Raw genomic sequence first — 15841 nt, 5'->3', positions numbered from 1 at the left:
TTGAGGGGTAAGCCGCTGGAGCGGCGTCATCAACGGTGAACCCCTCCAAGAGCAAGGACCCTTCATGTCGTTCGCCTCCACCCGTTTATCCGTGCCACTGCGCCACCTGGCCCTGGCCTGCGCACTGGGCAGCCTGTTGTCGCCGGGCATGGCCCTGGCTGACAGCCAGCCACTGGCCCTGGATTTTCCGAGCCAATCGCTGGAAACCACGGTGCACGCCCTTGCCCGCCAGTCCGGTGTGGCCATTGCCGCTGACAGCCGGGTACTCGCGGGCCGCACTGCGCCCGCCCTGCACGGGCGCTTCAGCGTGCTGCAAGCCTTGCAGCAGTTGCTGATCGGCACCGACCTGGTGGCCGAGGAGCACAACGGCGTGGTGACCCTGCGCAGCACCGCCGAGGACGGCGCCTTGACCCTCGGCGCCACCAACGTCAACGCCGCCGGTTTCAACAGTGAACTGCCCGAGGCCTACAGCGGCGGCCAGGTGGCGCGCGGTGCACGGCTTGGCATGCTGGGCAATCGCGACATCATGGACACGCCATTCAACATCACCGCCTACACCGCCAAGACCATCGCCGACCAGCAGAGCGGCACGGTTGGCGCCGTGTTGCGCAATGACCCGTCGATCCGCTTCAGCACCGGCGAAGGCCATGCCTACGAGAACTTCATGATCCGTGGCTATGGCCTAGAGTCCTCGGAGTTGGCGGTAAATGGCCTGTACGGCCTGGCGCCAGATGGCCATGTGCCGACCGAATTCCTCGAACGGGTCGAAGTGCTTAAAGGCCCAAGCGCATTGCTCAGCGGCATGGCGCCTAATGGCGGGGTGGGCGGCAATGTCAACCTGGTACCCAAGCGTGCCGGCGATGCCCCACTGACCCGGCTGACCACAAGCTACGTTTCCGACGGCTACTTTGCCCAGCACATCGACGTGGCCCGACGCTTTGCGGATGGGCGCTTTGGTGTCCGCTTCAATGGGGTGTATGGCAGTGGCGACATGGGCGTCGACGAACAGTCGAAGGACCGCACGCTGGCCGCCCTGGCGCTGGATTACCGAGGTGACGACTTCAAGCTCGAACTGGATGCCTACGAGACCCATGAAAAACTCGACAACGGCAGCCCGATGATGGCGGGCTTCAGCGAGCTGGGCTACGTGACCAAGGCGCCCAAGCCCGACACCAACGTGCTGGAAGGCATCTATGCCAAACAAGTCAGCAAGGCAGTGGTGCTGCGCGGCGAGTACCAGCTCAACGACGACTGGACGGCATTTGCCAGTGTGGGTGGGGCACGCACGTACTACGACGGCTTCCTGAACGGCACCCGCATCCGGGTGCAGGCGGCCGATGGCAGCGCCAAGGGGCAGACTTACAACCAGGCCGGCTACACCCACAGCCTGTCCAGCGAGGCCGGCCTGCGCGGCAACTTCATGACGGGGCCGGTCACCCACCAGCTGGTGTTGACGACGTCGCTGCTGCACCAGGACATCGGCCGAGCGCCCACGGTCACCGGCGCCACCTACGACACCAACCTCTATCGCCCGGTCAAAGGGGTGATTGCCGGTGATCACGGCTCGAATGACAAGACCGGCGACAATACCTTGTCCAGCTTCGCCCTGGCCGACACCCTCGGTTTCTTCGACGAGCGTGTGTTGCTGACCCTGGGTGCGCGTGCCCAGCGGGTTCGGCAGAAGATGAGCAAACCAACGGCCTATGACGAACGCAAACTGACCCCGGCCTTTGGCATCGTGGTCAAGCCTTGGGATGCGCCGGTGTCGCTGTACGCCAACTACATCGAAGGCCTGACCCAAGGTGGCACGGTGACCGAGGTGGGGGCCCTGAACAAGGACGAGCAATTTGCGCCGTACGTGGCCAAGCAGATGGAAGCGGGCGTGAAGTGGGACCTGGGCACGTTCAGCCATACCCTGGCGGTGTTCCAGATCGAGAAACCCAGCATGGTCAAGAACACCCGCGGCGACACCTTCTGGTACACCGATGATGGCGAGCAGCGCAACCGTGGCGTGGAATGGAACATGTTCGGTGAAGCCGCCCCTGGCGTACGCCTGCTGGGCGGGGTGACCTACACCCGCGCCGAACTGAGCAAGACGGCCAACGGTACCCTGGATGGCAACACCGCCCGCGGTGTACCGGCCTGGTCGGCCAACCTCGGCGCCGAGTGGGACCTGCCCTGGGTCGATGGCCTGACCCTGACGGCACTGGGCATTCACAGCAGCTCGCAGTACCTGGACGACGAGAACACGCTGAAAATCCCACAATGGACGCGCTACGACCTGGGCGCGCGCTACGCCACCCGCGTGCTGAGCAAGGACGTGACCCTGCGCGCCAGCCTGGAGAACGTCGAGAATCGTGCCTACTGGGCGGGGGTGTTCAACCCGGGGTATGCCACCGTCAGCGAACCGCGCACCTTGAAGCTGTCCGCCAGCGTCGACTTCTGAGGTGCGCATGAACCGCAACTCTCTCATCCGTTGCGCCTTGCTGCTGGCCTTGACCAGCGCCGTGGCGCAGGCTGCAAGCGAAGCCACGCTGCAGCCCGGTCAGGCTGTCAAGGGCCAGGCCATGTCCGCAGGCAGCACGGTCTGGCACGTTGGGCTCAAGGCGGGCGACCTGGTGCGCGGCCGGGTCGACGGCGACGTCAGCCTGCGCCTGCTGGACCCGCAGGGCAGGCCCTTGCGCCTGTTGATCGACGGCCAGGACCAGCCGCGCGCGTTCATCTTTGTCGCCGACAGCCCGGGTGCATATGGCTTGCGTGCAGAGCCACTGGACGGGCGCCCGGGCGCCCCTTTCAGCCTGCGCCTGGAGCAGGTACTGGCGCGTGCCGAGCAGCAGCAAAGCCCACCACGGCTGGCCAGCCCGGCCCTGGCCGAGTTGGCCGGGCAGCTTGCCCAGGGCGGTGATACCGAGGCGTTCTGGAACGCGCGAAAGGCCCAGGGCACGCCGCTGGTCGAGCGCCTACCGGGCCAGCCGCAGCAGCGCCTGGTGACGTTTCTGTGGCGCGGCGCCCAGCACAATGTGCGGATGTTCGGCGCGCCTTCGGGCCGTCACGAAGCGCTGCAACGGCTTGGCACCAGCGATGTCTGGTACGCCAGTTTCGAGGTCCCGGCCAGCACCCGGCTCAGCTACCAAATGGCGCCTGATGTGCCAGCGTCGGATGACCGCCGGGTGATTCTTGCCACCACGCGCCGCGACCCGCTCAACCCTGCCACCTTCGCCGACAGCAGCGGTGATGCCTGGCTGTCGCGTTCACGCCTGGAATTGCCGGATGCGCCACCGCAACCTTGGGTAGCCGAGCGGTCGGGTATCGCCCGTGGCACGCTCGAACGCAAGCGCCTGGCCAGCGACGTGCTGGGCAACACGCGCGATGTCTACCTGTACCGACCGGCTGGCTGGCGCCCGGGTGCTGCAGGCCAGGCCTTGCTGGTGCTGTTCGATGCCCACGCCTATACCCGCCAAGTGCCTACGCCGACCCTTCTCGACAACCTGATCGCCGATGGCCTGATCCCGCCCACGGCAGCCATCATCATCGCCAACCCCAGCGACCTCAGCCGCCAGCAGGAGCTGCCACCCAACCCACGGTTCGCCCGCTTCATGGCCGAACAACTAATGCCCTGGGCGCGACAACAAGGCTTGAGTGCACCCGCGGCCCGTACGGTAATCGCCGGCTCCAGCTACGGGGGGCTGGCCGCGTCCTACCTGGGCCTGATGCACCCTGAGCTGTTCGGCAATGTGCTGAGCCTGTCGGGGTCGTACTGGTGGGCCAAGGACGGGGAAGAGCCAGGCTGGCTGACCCGTGAGTACGTCAAGGCAACCCCCAAGCCGCTACGTTTCTACCTGCAATCGGGGCTGTTCGAAGGCCCGACGATTCTGGATACCAACCGCCACCTGCGCGATGTGTTGCGTGCCAAGGGCTATGCGGTGGAAGCGGTGGAGTACCCCGCGGGGCATGATTACCTGCAATGGCGCGGGTCACTGCCGTGTGGCCTGGTGAGCCTGATCGGCAGGCCGGGTAAGGCCAGTTCCCAGGCGTGCGCTGAATACCGTTGATGCCCTGCATCCCTTGTAGGAGCAGCCTTGTGCTGCGAAGAGGCCAGCGCTAACAGCGAAGAGTATGTGTTGTCACTGGCCTCTTCGCAGCACAAGGCTGCTCCTACAGTAGAGGGTGATTGGCCTGGATTCAGCGTAAGCACGTTGACGCGTTTTACTCCGGTGTTGACACGTGGCGACTCCTGTTCCGCCACACCCGATACGCGCGGATCCCGGCGCGTACCGAGCCGAACAGCAGTTTGTCCTCCATCTCCCGTGCCATCCCTGAGCGCACCAGCATGCGCAGGAAGGTGCCGCGGGCGCGGGCGATGGCGAAGAAGATGCCTTGGGCAGCCAGGGTGTCGCGGACTTCGCGCAGCGCGGCAATGCCGCTGACGTCGATGCTGGTCACCGCTTCGGCATCGAACAGCACAACCTTGGGCTGGGCCTGGCTCTGCACGGCTTCCAGCAGGCGCATCTTGAAGTAGTCGGCATTGAAGAACAGGATCGCATCGTCGAAGCGGTACACCACCAACCCCGGTACGGTGCGGGCGTCCTTGAACTTGCGGATGTCGACTTGGCCCTCGGTGCCCGGCAGCCAGCCCAGCACTGCGTCGGTGGGCTGGTAGATGCTGTACAGCAGGCGCAGGATCGCCAGGGTCACGGCAAACACGATACCCGGCAGCACGCCCAGGCCCAGCACGCCGACCGTGGTCAGCAGGCAGAGCCAGAACTCGAAGCGGCTCAGGCGCCGGATGCTCTTCAGCGACTTGATGTCGATCAGCCCCCAGCCCGCCATCAGCAACACGGCCCCCAGCGCCGCCTGGGGGATCCAGGCCATGGGGGCGGTGAAGAACAGCAGGATCAGGGCGATCACCAGCGCAGCGATGATGCCGACCAGCTGGCTCTTGCCGCCGACCATGTCGTTGACTGCGGTACGCGAGTCGGCGCCACTGATGGCAAAGCCTTGGGACATCCCGGCCGCCAGGTTGCTCACCCCGAGCGCCACGAACTCATGGTTGGCGTTGATAGCGTAGCCATGGCGTGCGGCAAAACTGCGCGCTGTGAGCATGGCGCTGCAGAAACTGACGGTGGCAATACCCAGGGCGTCGCGCAGCAGGCTTTTCATTTCTGCCAGGTTGCTTTGCGGCCAAGCCAGTTGCGGCATGCCGGCCGGTACCGGGCCGAGGATGGCGACACCGAAGCGGTCCAGGCCGAACAGGCCTACCACAACCGTGAACAGCGCCACCGCCACCAGCGCCGCCGGTAGCCGTGGGTAGCGCTGCGGTAGCCAGATCAGCAGCGCCAGCGCGGACAGGCCGATGGCCAGGGTCACCCCATGAATCTCGCCCAGGCGCTGGAGGAAGTTGACCAGGCTCAGGATGAACCCGTCGCCCTCGATCTTGAACCCGACCACCTTGGACAACTGCCCGGCGATCAGGCTCAGGCCAATGCCATTGAGGTAGCCGATCAGGATCGGCCGTGAGAAGAAGCTGGCGATGAACCCGGCCCTGGCCAGGCCCGCGCCGATCAGCATCACGCCCACCAGCACGGTGACAATTACCGACAGCTCGGCAATACGCTGGGGGTCGCCCAGCGCCAGCGGTGCCACGGCCCCGGCGATCATCGCGCAGGTGGCGGCGTCCGGGCCGACCATCAGCTGACGCGAGCTGCCGATCAGGGCATACACCATCATCGGTAGCACGCAGGCATACAGGCCATATTGCGGCGGCAGGCCGACGATTTGTGCGTAAGCGATGGCGATGGGGATCTGGATAGCCGCCACCGAAAGCCCAGCCTGCAGGTCGGCATGAAACCACTCACGGCGGTAGTGCAACAGGTTGGCGAGGCCAGGTAGCCAGCGGGACAGAAACATGCGCGGTCCTTTCGAAATGTTTCACGAATCCATCAAGCATATGCGCTTCAAGCCGTTTCGCTTGCAAGCGGATTCGCCGGCCGCGCATTCAAGCGCAACGGCTGGGAAGTGGCCATGGGCCAGATCAACAAAAGGGGCATGAAAACGAATAGGCAGAAACGAAAAAAGGAGCCGAGGCTCCTTTTGACAGCGATGACGTTGCTGGAACGCCATGCGGGAATGCGATGTGGAGCGGGTAGAGGGAATCGAACCCTCAACTAAAGCTTGGGAAGCTTTCGTTTTGCCACTAAACTATACCCGCGTCTGCGTTCGACTTTTTACCAGAACCCTCATCGAATTAGAAGCCCAAGTTATAAAAAAGGGTTATAAAAAGCTTGTCGGCGACCCATAGCCTGCGGGTAAAGGGCTACAGGACGCCGAGGCGCTCAGATGGCCAGTGCATGCTGCCCCTGTACGTGCTGGTAGCGTTGACGTGGCTCACGCACGGTCGGCTTGAGGAAGCCGAGCAGCGCACTGCGGGTGTCTTCGCAGGCCGCCTTGGTCTCCATGTCGAGGAAGTGCCCAGCATCGCGAATCACGCTGAAGTGGCTCTTGCCCACATGGCGACCAAACTCGCGCGCATCTTCAGCCGTGGTGTACTCATCGCGGTCGCCGTTGATGAACAGCACCGGGATATCGATGTTGCGCGCACCACTCAATGCCCGTTCCAAGTCATGATGCAGCACTTCGTTGATGTGGAAGTGCATCTGCGCGTACTCGTGGCTGTCCAGGCTGCTCACGTGGCGATAGTTGAAGCGCTTGAACAGCGACGGCAGGTGCTTGCCGATGGTGTCGTTGACCAGGTTGCCGACCTGGTAGCGATCACAGGCGGCCAGGTACTGGCAGCCACGGTCCAGGTAGTCGCGCATCGGTTCGTTGATCACCGGCGAGAACGAGCTGACCACGGCCTTCTTCACTCGCCGCGGCTGGTGCGCCAGCGCCAGCAGCGTGCTCGCACCGCCCCACGAAAACGACATCACGTGATCGGCCTGGAAGTGCTCGATCAGCTCAAGGAGGATATGCGCCTCGGTCTCCTTGGTGATCAGCCGTTCCTGGCGGTTGTGCGGTTTGGATTTGCCAGCGTACGGCTGGTCGAACAGCACGACGTTGAATTGTGGGTGCAGGTTCCGCACTGTCTGGGCGAACGAGGCCGTGGTGGCCAGCGAACCGTTGATCAAAATGATCGTCTTCTCGGCTGCATCCGCGCGATGGAACTCCGTGTAAACCCGATACTGACCTTGGATATCAAGTACAGCGATTTCTGGCCTCATGTCATCGACTCCTGGCGCAAAAAGGGTATTCGCGTCACCTAGGGTGCACGTTCTTTATGACAGGTAGGCATTTGCCTTGAAGAGTAACCGGGGCCCTGTGTCGATCCTTGGCACACATGTCGACGGTATTGTTTTTGGCGGGCAATTTGCCGTGCCCCAAGGCATCTAGGCGTTGGGTGGCCGGCAAAAAGGTGTCTTCGACTGCGGGCGTGACTCATGAGTCACATGCAGACTGACGATTTGGATTCAAGCAGTGGGCTGGGGATCCTGCAAGTGCCGTTGGGGGAAATATGTGACTTGGGCCGCCGGGCGGTCGTGTGACACTGCCAGTGTTGCCTTTTCTGGCCTCTTCGCGGGCAAGCCCGCTCCCACAGGTACTGCACAAGCCTCCAACGCTGTGGAGTCCTGTGTGAGCCACAGGTACTGCACAGGCTTCCAACGCTGTGGAGTCCTGTGGGGGCCACAGGTACTGCACAGGCTTCCAGCACTGTGGAGATCCTGTGGGAGCGGGCTTGCCCGCGAAGAGGCCAGTGCAAACACCCTAGACCGAGTCGATTTCCTCGGCCGTCAACGCCCTGAATGCCCCCGGTGCCAACGCCGGATCCAGGCGAATCGCGCCCATGCTCTCGCGGTGCAGCCCCACCACCTTGTTGTCGAAATGGCCAAACATGCGTTTGACCTGGTGGTACCGCCCCTCGACGATAGCCAACCGGGCCTGGCGGGGGCCAAGGATGTCGAGTTGGGCGGGCAGGGTGGTGAGGTTTTCGAAGGCGAAATACAGGCCTTCGTGGAACTTGGCAGCATAATGCTCGCCAATCTCGTCTTCGGTCTCGACCAGGTAATGCTTGGGCAGTTTGGTCGTTGGCTGGGTCAGGCGACGCGACCATTGGCCGTCGTTGGTCAGGATCAGCAGGCCGGTGGTGTTGAAGTCCAGGCGCCCGGCAATGTGCAGGTCGTCGCGCAGTTCAGCGGGCAGCAACTCGAGCACCGTGCGGTGTTGTGGGTCCTGGGTGGCGCTGACGCACCCGGTCGGCTTGTTGAGCATCAGGTAGCGCGCCGGTCGCCCGGCCTGCAGCAGTTGCTCATCCACCTCGACGCGGCTGAACTCACGCACGTCCGTCAACGGGTCGACCGCCACTTGGCCATCGACCCGCACGCGGCGCTGCACCAGCAGCAGGCGAACGTGCTGGCGGTTGTAGCAGGGCAGGTTGGCAAGAAAACGATCGAGGCGCATGGGGAACAGGGCTGAAGTTAAAGGCCGCGCAGTCTAGCGCTTTGTGCCGGGCGGCGCTGCCTGCAGTTGCGCTTCGACCGCTGCGCAGCGCGGGCACAGGCAGGCCTTGTCACGCAACTCGGCGGGCAGGGCCTGGAGCACGGCGGGGTCGATGGTCACGCTGTAGCACCAACAGGCCTGCGTGGCGCTGCGGGGGTCGGCCAGGCTGCACTGGTTGAGGGCGCCGCAGGCGGGGCAGTGCTGGCTGTCATTCATGGTCAGGTCCGGAAACTTCACTGCAGACGCGGTTGCGGCCGGCCTGCTTGGCACGATAGAGCGCACGGTCGGCGCGGGTCAGCAGGGCATGCAAGGTATCGCCCGGTTGCAGGCTGCTCAGGCCGATGCTGGTGGTCAGGCGCAACGGTCGGTCGTCGTAGCTGAAGGTCAGCTGTTCGGTGCGGCGGCGGATTTTTTCCGCCACTTCCACCGCTTGCCGGCCTTCTGCCTCTCGCAGCAGCACGATGAATTCCTCACCGCCCCAGCGGCAGAGTATATCCGACTGGCGCAGGCTGCCCTGCAGCACATTGGCGAACTGGCGCAGCACTTCGTCGCCGGCCAGGTGGCCATGGGTGTCATTGAGCACCTTGAAGTGGTCAAGGTCGATCAACAGGGCCACCAGCGGGCCGCTGTCGCGCTGGGCCTCATGCAGGGCCTGGGCGGCCAGCAGGTCGAAGCTGCGCCGGTTGGGCAGGCCGGTGAGGCTGTCGAGGGTGGCCAGCGCCTCGGTGCTGGCCTGGTGGCGCTTGACCATCGCATGCACCAGTGACAGCACCACCAGGGTGATCATCGCGCAAATTGCCAGGTTCAGGTACAGCGAGTGGCGGATGCGGTCCAGGGTACCGGTTTCGCGCTTGTCCACCAGCAGGTACCAGTCCAGCTCGGGCAGGTGCCGCACATTGAGAAAGTGGCTGTGGTTGTCGCTGTCGCGGTATTCGTGGCTGCCTTCGCCAGGTACCGGTTGCTGTGCCAGCAGGTCGCTCAGCTCGGGGTTGTCGCTAAGCGGCTGGCCGACGCGCAAGCCGTGGGGGCCACCTTCGGAGCCGGTCAGCAGGACCTTGCCCTTGGCATCGGTGAACAGCACCGAGCGCTGGTAGCGGCGCTGGTACTCGTCGATCAGCTTGACCACCGACGACACACTCAAGCCCACCCCGGCCGCGCCGATGAAGCGGTGTTGGTAGTCCAGCACCTGGTAGTTGATGAACACTGTCAGGCTGTCCTGGTTGGCCATGTCCAGGTCGACGTTGATCTCATAGGGTGCCTTGAGGTCGCGCAGGCGAAAGTACCAGGCATCGCGCCAGCTGCCGGGCTTGATCTGCTTGAGTACGCCCTTGGCCTGGTAGTAGGTGAGGCTGCGGTCGGAGACGAAGAACGAGGTGAAGATGTCCTGCTTGCCCATGATCTCGCCCAGGTAGCGGGTGATGCGCTGGGTGTCCTGCTCACCGGACAATACCCAGTCCCGCAAGAAGGTGTCCTGGGCCATCATCGAGGCGATCAGCACAGGGCGGATCAGGTCTTTCTGGATTTCCGAATAGACCGTGTCGGAGGTCAGTGGCAATTCGGTGTTCACGATGCCATCGCGAATGGCACTGCGTGAGGCGAAGTAGCTGAGCAGGGAAGTGGCGAGAAAGCCGCTGGCCAGCAGCATCAGCAGGGTGACGATCAGCGAACGCTGCGAAAACAGAGCGGAACGTGCAGGCATGATCTTCCCGTGATGTGTGCCAAGGCGGTCATTCTAGTGAGATGACCGGTAAATGACTGCAAGTTTTTCAGGGTTATCGCACCTGTTTCAAATTATTGCAAAAATGGCACTGCACCTCGGTATGGCGGTCTTATTCAGTGTCGATGAACGCGTTTTGCATCGACGCTCGCCAGCGCCGCTGTTCGGGCACTCCAGCGGTCCAGGAGGCCGCCATGTCCTATCGAATGCTGTTGATCGCCCTGTTGGGTCTGATGACGTCTGCCTGCGCCCCTTACTACGGCGGCGGGGGCTACTACCGATCGGATTACTACTCCACCGACCGTTATGTGTCACCGGGGTATTACCGATACGACCGCTACTATGTAACGCCGCAGCCGCGTTACTACTACCAGCCCGCACCTCGTTATTACCGCCCGGCGCCGGTGCCGCAGTACAGGCCCCACCCGCAGCCAGGCATGAACCAGTGGCATGGCAACCCGCGGTATGACTACGGCAATCGCCAGCGCTATGACTATGGGCGTGACCGTGACCGCCATGACTATCGCGATGGCAGCCAGCGCTATCAGAACGATCGTTGGCATTCCAATGGGCGAGGGGACCGTGACCGCAGGCCAGATGGCGGCCGGGGGCAGGGCCGCAACTGGCAGCGGTGATGAATTGGGGTGCGCAGCGGCCCGGTTGCAGATAATCAATCCAAATCCGCCAGTGGATGGCGCCCCTCCCAGACCTTGGTAAAATGCGCCTCGACCACCGCCGCTGGCACCTGCGCCACATCCGGCCAGTGCCAGCGCGGCTGATTGTCTTTGTCCAGCAGGCGCGCGCGCACCCCTTCGCTGAATTCCGGATGACGGCAGCAATTCAGGCTCATGCCGAACTCCATCTGGAATACCTGCGCCAATGACAGGTGCCGGGCCCGGCGGATCTGTTCCCACACCAAGTGCGCGGTCAACGGGCACCCCTCATGCAGGCGTTCACCCGCTTCGGCCAGCAGAGGGTCGTTGTGATGTTTCAGGCGTTGCAGCGCATGCCATGCGCCGGCGGGGTCGGCGACATCCAGCAGCTCATCGATCACTTGGCGCCGGGGCAGCCATTGCGCCTCGGGTAGCTCCTCGCAGGCACGATGCTGCTCGGCCTTGAGCAGGCTGTTGAGCTGCAACTCGGTCTGCTCCTGCCAGTTCAGCTGCAACAACTCTTCGATCAACTCCTCCTGCTGGTGCTCGCCGAAGAAACGATCGGCGAGACCCAGGTCGAGGGCATCGCGGGCATTGATCGGGGCGCCGGTCAGTCCGAGGAACAGCCCCAGCTTGCCCGGCAGACGGGCGAGGAACCAGCTGGCGCCGACGTCGGGGTAGAGGCCGATGCTGATCTCTGGCATCGCCAGCCGGCTGCTGGGCGTGACGATGCGCACATTGGCGCCTTGCAGCAGCCCCATGCCGCCACCCAGCACATGCCCGTGCCCCCAGCACAGCAGCGGCTTGGGGTAGGTGTGCAGCAGGTAATCGAGGCGATACTCGGCAGCGAAGAAGGTGGCGGCCAGCGGCGGCACGCTGCCGGGGTGATCGCGGCAAGCCTGGGCCAGCGCCCTGACGTCGCCCCCGGCACAGAACGCCTTGGCGCCATTGCCTCGCAGCAGCACGCAGACCACGCCAGGGTCGCGGGCCCAGGCGTGCAACTGCTCGCCGAGCACTTCGATCATCCGCAGGTTCAGTGCATTGAGCGCCTTGGGTGCATCCAGGGTGGCGATGCCGATGCAGGCGCCATCGGCACCGGTGAGTACCTCGCAATGAATAGACATGGACTACCTCTCGCAGGTCATCGCACAAGTATGGCCTGCCTGCGGGATCATGCCGGTCGTCGGTCGGATCGTTTGACAAGCGGATGAGGCTTACCTAGTGTCGCGCCATTGTTTACGGATGGCCCCATGACTGACGACGATCGCATCAAACTCGAACCCAGCTGGAAAGCCGCATTGCGCGACGAATTCGACCAGCCCTACATGCATCAGCTGCGCGAATTCCTGCGCCAGGAGCACGCGGCCGGCAAAGAGATCTACCCACCGGGCCCGCTGATCTTCAATGCCCTTAACTCGACGCCGTTGCAGCAGGTCAAGGTGGTGATCCTCGGCCAGGACCCGTATCACGGCCCAGGCCAGGCCCATGGCCTGTGCTTCTCGGTGCAGCCGGGCATCGCCACGCCGCCGTCGCTGGTCAATATCTACAAAGAGCTGCAGCGCGACCTGAACATCCCGATCGCCAGCCACGGCTACCTGCAGAGCTGGGCCGAGCAAGGCGTGCTGCTGCTCAACACGACCATGACCGTTGAGCGCGCCAATGCGGCTTCACATGCCAAGAAGGGCTGGGAGTTCTTTACCGACCGGGTCATCCAGGTGGTCAGCGAGCAGTGCCCGAACGTGGTGTTTCTGCTGTGGGGCGCGCATGCCCAGGGCAAGCAGAAACTGATCGATGGCACCAAGCACCTGGTGCTGAAGTCGGTGCATCCGTCGCCCTTGTCGGCGTATCGGGGCTTCCTCGGTTGCGGGCACTTCAGCCGGGCCAATGGCTTCCTCGAACAGCGTGGGTTGGCACCGATCAACTGGGCCTTGCCGCCGCTTTGATGGCATGAAACACCGTGGAGCAGGCGACGCGGTGTTTCAGGCTTTTTCTGCGTTCCAGAGCCGGAACAGCGGCTCTGCCAAAAACAACACGAACAACAACCGCATCACTTGCAGCGCTGTCACCAACGGCACCGACAGTTGCAGGGTCTCCGCCGTCAGGCTCATCTCCGCAATCCCGCCGGGCATCATCCCCAGGGTCAGCGAACGCAGGTCTAGCGCCGTCATCACGCTCAACCCCCACGCTGCGCTGCCGGCAATCAACATGCACAGCGCCGTGGCCAGCAACGTACGGCCCAGAAACGAAGGTGCGCGGCGGAAAAACGCGCGGTTGAAGTGGCAGGCCAGGCCGCTGCCAATCAGCCACTGGCCGATTTGACTCGCGCCATCAGGCAGGCCGATCTGCAGGTTGCCCGCCAGGCTAACCGTCGCCGCCACCAGCAGCGGCCCGAACAGCCAGGGGTTGGGCTGGCGCAACCGCTGCCAGATAAAGCCCGCGGCTATACCCAGCGGGGCGATCAACGCTAGCCAGCCCCAGCTAACACTGCCGGCATGATTGAGCGGTACACCGTCACCCATCAGGAACTTGAACAGCGCCGGCACGCACAGCACCACTGCCAACACACGCAGGCTTTGCGCCGCCGCCACCTGGCTGAGCACCGCGCCATTGCGCGCGCCCAGGTTGACCATCTCACCCGAACCGCCCGGCATGCTGGCGAAGAAGGCGGTTGCGCGGTCTTCGCCGGTACGTCGCAGCAACCACACGCTGATCACGCTGGATAGGGTAGTGAACAGCGCGCCAAAGAAGATCAGCAGAAAGTGGCTGCCCACCTGTTCGATCACGGCGGGGGTGAAGTGCAGGCCGATGCCCAGGCCGATGATGCATTGCCCGCATTTGCGCCCATTGGGGATTTCCGACAGCTGCCAGGGGGTCAGGCAGCGCACCAGGATGATCGCCAACAACGCGCCGACCATCCAGGGCAAAGGCCAGCCGACCGTGCTGGCGAGATACCCACCAGCAAGGCCGAGCAGCCCGGTAGCCCAATACAGGGGCAAGGACCGATCAGGCATCAGCCATGGCCCGGCGCTGCAGGCTGCGCTTGCGCCAGATACGCAGCAGCGGCAGGCACAGCATGCACACCACCAGGACCCACACGCCCATGCTGATCGGGCTGGACCAGAGGATGCCCAGCTCACCGTTGGAGATCGACAGCGCACGGCGCAGGTTCTGCTCCATCAGCCCGCCGAGGATGAAGCCGAGCAGGATCGGCGACAGCGGGAAGTCCAGCTTGCGCAGGATGTAGCCCATGATGCCGATGCCGACCATCAGGAACAGGTCGAAGGTGGTGGCGTGCACGGCATACACGCCGATCCCGGTGATGATTGCGATGACCGGCACCAGCGCCCAGTTCGGTACGGCGAGGATGCGGGTGAAGATGCGGATCATCGGGATGTTGAGGATCACCAGCATGATGTTGGCGATGAACAACGAGGCGATCAGGCCCCAGACGATGTCTGGCTGCTGTTCGAACAACAGCGGGCCGGGGGTGATGTTGTACAGGGTCAGTGCGCCGATCATCACCGCGGTGGTGCCCGAACCTGGCACGCCGAGGGTCAGCATGGGGACCAAGGCGCCGCAACAGGAGGCGCCGATAGCGGTTTCTGGCGCGGCCAGGCCACGGGCATCACCCTTGCCGAACTTGCCGCTTTCGCCAGCGATACGCTTCTCGGTCATGTAGGCCACGGCACTGGCCAGGGTCGCGCCGGCACCTGGCAGCACGCCCATGATGAAGCCGAGCAGGCCGCAGCGGATGTTCACTGCGAACACCGAAGCCGCTTCCTTGACGTTGAACAGCATGCGCCCAGTGGCCTTGACCGCCTGGTGGCCATGGTGGGTCTTTTCCAGCAGCAGGAGGATTTCGCTGATCGAGAACAGCCCCAGCACCAGCACCACGAACTGGATGCCGTCGGCCAGGTGCACGCTGTCACCGGTGAAGCGGTAGACGCCGCTGTTGGCGTCGATGCCGACCGCCGACAGGAACAGGCCGATCAGCGCAGCGATGAAGGTCTTCAACGGTTTGTCGCCGGCCATGCCGCCCAAGGCGACAATGGCGAACACCATCAGCACGAAGTATTCCGCCGGGCCGAAGGCGATCGCCCATTTCGCCAGCAGCGGGGCGAACAGCACCATGCCGCAGGTGGCGATGAAGGCGCCGATGAACGAACTCCAGGCAGACAGCGACAGGGCAACGCCTGCCAGGCCCTGGCGGGCCATCGGGTAGCCGTCGAGGGTGGTCATCACGGTCGAAGCTTCGCCCGGGATGTTCAGCAGGATCGAACTGATGCGCCCGCCGTATTCGCAGCCCAGGTACACCGCAGCCAGCAGAATCAGCGCCGACTCAGGCGGCAGGCCCAAGGCAAAGGCGATGGGGATCAGCAGGGCCACGCCGTTGATCGGGCCCAGGCCCGGCAGCAGGCCGACCACGGTGCCGATCAGGGTGCCACTGAGGGCGGTGACCAGGTTGTACGGGCTCAGGGCGACGCCGAAGCCCTGGCCCAGGTAGCTCAAGGTATCCATGTGTCAGTTCTCCAGTACGCTCAGCAGGCCAAGGGGCAGGGGCACGTCCATCACGCGGTCGAACAGCCAGTAGAGGAACAGGCTCATGCCGACCACGACGATGGCGCTGTGCAGCCAGCGGCCGCCGTACAGCCGGGCCATGGGCAGGCCGACCAGGATGGCGCTGAGGATGAAACCCAGAGGTTCGAAGGTGGCAGCGAAGACGATCAGCAGGCCGACACAGGCGGCGATCTTGATCAGGGTTTCGCGGTCCAGTTCTGGCTCGTCGTCTTTGCGCACGATGGGCGTTGGGCGGATGGCCAGGTAAAGCAGGCCCAGGCCCATCAGGCCGAGCATCAGCAGCGGATAGGCCCGCGGGCCAACCGGTTCGTAGGAAAACGCAGCCTGGTACGGCCAGGCCATCACGGCCAGGGCGGCGCATACCGCCAGCAGGACCAGGGCGAAGAGGCGTTGCAGGATCATC

Annotated in this window: 13 protein-coding genes and 1 tRNA gene; 4 read left to right on the top strand and 10 right to left on the bottom strand. The window is 63.9% G+C overall.

Going from position 1 to position 15841, the window contains the following annotated elements:
* Positions 1-64 precede the first annotated feature (64 nt).
* The gene (locus tag OO306_RS08955) at positions 65-2446 is read left to right on the top strand and encodes a TonB-dependent receptor (protein WP_265968408.1); all 2382 of its coding nucleotides are present in this window, start codon (positions 65-67) and stop codon (positions 2444-2446) included.
* A 7-nt stretch (positions 2447-2453) separates the two neighbouring features.
* Positions 2454-4052, top strand: a complete 1599-nt coding sequence (locus OO306_RS08950; RefSeq protein ID WP_265968407.1) for an alpha/beta hydrolase-fold protein — start codon at positions 2454-2456, stop codon at positions 4050-4052.
* Positions 4053-4206: 154 nt separating this feature from the next.
* Here the strand turns inward: OO306_RS08950 and OO306_RS08945 are convergent, their stop codons facing one another.
* From OO306_RS08945 to OO306_RS08920, 6 genes are all read right to left on the bottom strand, one after another.
* Positions 4207-5907, bottom strand: coding sequence for a SulP family inorganic anion transporter (locus OO306_RS08945; RefSeq protein ID WP_027594124.1), 1701 nt, complete (start codon positions 5905-5907; stop codon positions 4207-4209).
* Positions 5908-6134: 227 nt separating this feature from the next.
* Positions 6135-6208 (bottom strand) — tRNA-Gly (locus OO306_RS08940).
* Positions 6209-6332: 124 nt separating this feature from the next.
* A complete protein-coding gene (locus OO306_RS08935) occupies positions 6333-7217 on the bottom strand; it encodes an alpha/beta fold hydrolase (protein ID WP_265968406.1) in 885 nt (294 codons plus the stop codon).
* 541 nt (positions 7218-7758) lie between these two features.
* Entirely contained in the window at positions 7759-8451 is a 693-nt protein-coding gene (locus tag OO306_RS08930) for a pseudouridine synthase (protein ID WP_265968405.1), read from the bottom strand.
* 33 nt (positions 8452-8484) lie between these two features.
* Positions 8485-8706 carry a cysteine-rich CWC family protein gene (locus OO306_RS08925; protein WP_027594127.1) on the bottom strand — a complete coding sequence of 74 codons (222 nt, stop codon included), beginning with the start codon at positions 8704-8706 and terminating at the stop codon, positions 8485-8487.
* Positions 8699-10189 (bottom strand): sensor domain-containing diguanylate cyclase, encoded by a 1491-nt coding sequence (locus OO306_RS08920; protein WP_265968404.1) that lies wholly within the window; start codon positions 10187-10189, stop codon positions 8699-8701. Before OO306_RS08920 ends, OO306_RS08925 begins: the two co-directional genes overlap by 8 nt.
* A 212-nt stretch (positions 10190-10401) precedes the next feature.
* On the opposite strand from OO306_RS08920, the gene OO306_RS08915 reads away from it, so the two are divergent.
* On the top strand, positions 10402-10842 hold the full coding sequence (locus OO306_RS08915; protein WP_252825678.1) for a hypothetical protein: 441 nt from the start codon (positions 10402-10404) through the stop codon (positions 10840-10842).
* Between the two features lie 35 nt (positions 10843-10877).
* On the opposite strand, the gene OO306_RS08910 is transcribed toward OO306_RS08915, so the two are convergent.
* Positions 10878-11984 (bottom strand): enoyl-CoA hydratase/isomerase family protein, encoded by a 1107-nt coding sequence (locus tag OO306_RS08910; protein WP_265968403.1) that lies wholly within the window; start codon positions 11982-11984, stop codon positions 10878-10880.
* 126 nt (positions 11985-12110) lie between these two features.
* Between OO306_RS08910 and ung the strand changes: the two genes are divergently transcribed.
* Positions 12111-12803: a uracil-DNA glycosylase gene (ung, locus tag OO306_RS08905; RefSeq protein WP_265968402.1), complete on the top strand. Its 693-nt coding sequence runs from the start codon at positions 12111-12113 to the stop codon at positions 12801-12803.
* Between the two features lie 36 nt (positions 12804-12839).
* Here the strand turns inward: ung and OO306_RS08900 are convergent, their stop codons facing one another.
* The 3 genes from OO306_RS08900 to OO306_RS08890 are packed head-to-tail and all read right to left on the bottom strand — an operon-like array spanning position 12840 to position 15840.
* Complete coding sequence (locus OO306_RS08900; RefSeq protein WP_265968401.1) at positions 12840-13871, bottom strand: AbrB family transcriptional regulator; 1032 nt, start codon at positions 13869-13871, stop codon at positions 12840-12842.
* Entirely contained in the window at positions 13864-15378 is a 1515-nt protein-coding gene (locus tag OO306_RS08895) for a tripartite tricarboxylate transporter permease (RefSeq protein ID WP_027594133.1), read from the bottom strand. The genes OO306_RS08900 and OO306_RS08895 overlap by 8 nt, the downstream gene beginning before the upstream one ends.
* Before the next feature lie 3 nt (positions 15379-15381).
* Positions 15382-15840, bottom strand: a complete 459-nt coding sequence (locus OO306_RS08890) for a tripartite tricarboxylate transporter TctB family protein (RefSeq protein WP_027594134.1) — start codon at positions 15838-15840, stop codon at positions 15382-15384.
* Between the last annotated feature and the right edge of the window lies 1 nt (position 15841).

It is taken from the genome of Pseudomonas sp. DCB_AW (assembly GCF_026240895.1).
In the GTDB taxonomy this organism is placed as follows: domain Bacteria; phylum Pseudomonadota; class Gammaproteobacteria; order Pseudomonadales; family Pseudomonadaceae; genus Aquipseudomonas; species Aquipseudomonas kermanshahensis.
Note: the sequence above shows the minus strand (reverse complement) of the source record. Positions and strands in the feature narration are given on the sequence as shown.

Coding starts and splice junctions, on each gene's coding strand:
- OO306_RS08955 (WP_265968408.1), top strand. CDS start 65: ATGTCGTTCGCCTCCACCCGTTTATCCGTGCCACTGCGCCACCTGGCC.
- OO306_RS08950 (WP_265968407.1), top strand. CDS start 2,454: ATGAACCGCAACTCTCTCATCCGTTGCGCCTTGCTGCTGGCCTTGACC.
- OO306_RS08945 (WP_027594124.1), bottom strand. CDS start 5,907: ATGTTTCTGTCCCGCTGGCTACCTGGCCTCGCCAACCTGTTGCACTAC.
- OO306_RS08935 (WP_265968406.1), bottom strand. CDS start 7,217: ATGAGGCCAGAAATCGCTGTACTTGATATCCAAGGTCAGTATCGGGTT.
- OO306_RS08930 (WP_265968405.1), bottom strand. CDS start 8,451: ATGCGCCTCGATCGTTTTCTTGCCAACCTGCCCTGCTACAACCGCCAG.
- OO306_RS08925 (WP_027594127.1), bottom strand. CDS start 8,706: ATGAATGACAGCCAGCACTGCCCCGCCTGCGGCGCCCTCAACCAGTGC.
- OO306_RS08920 (WP_265968404.1), bottom strand. CDS start 10,189: ATGCCTGCACGTTCCGCTCTGTTTTCGCAGCGTTCGCTGATCGTCACC.
- OO306_RS08915 (WP_252825678.1), top strand. CDS start 10,402: ATGTCCTATCGAATGCTGTTGATCGCCCTGTTGGGTCTGATGACGTCT.
- OO306_RS08910 (WP_265968403.1), bottom strand. CDS start 11,984: ATGTCTATTCATTGCGAGGTACTCACCGGTGCCGATGGCGCCTGCATC.
- ung (WP_265968402.1), top strand. CDS start 12,111: ATGACTGACGACGATCGCATCAAACTCGAACCCAGCTGGAAAGCCGCA.
- OO306_RS08900 (WP_265968401.1), bottom strand. CDS start 13,871: ATGCCTGATCGGTCCTTGCCCCTGTATTGGGCTACCGGGCTGCTCGGC.
- OO306_RS08895 (WP_027594133.1), bottom strand. CDS start 15,378: ATGGATACCTTGAGCTACCTGGGCCAGGGCTTCGGCGTCGCCCTGAGC.
- OO306_RS08890 (WP_027594134.1), bottom strand. CDS start 15,840: ATGATCCTGCAACGCCTCTTCGCCCTGGTCCTGCTGGCGGTATGCGCC.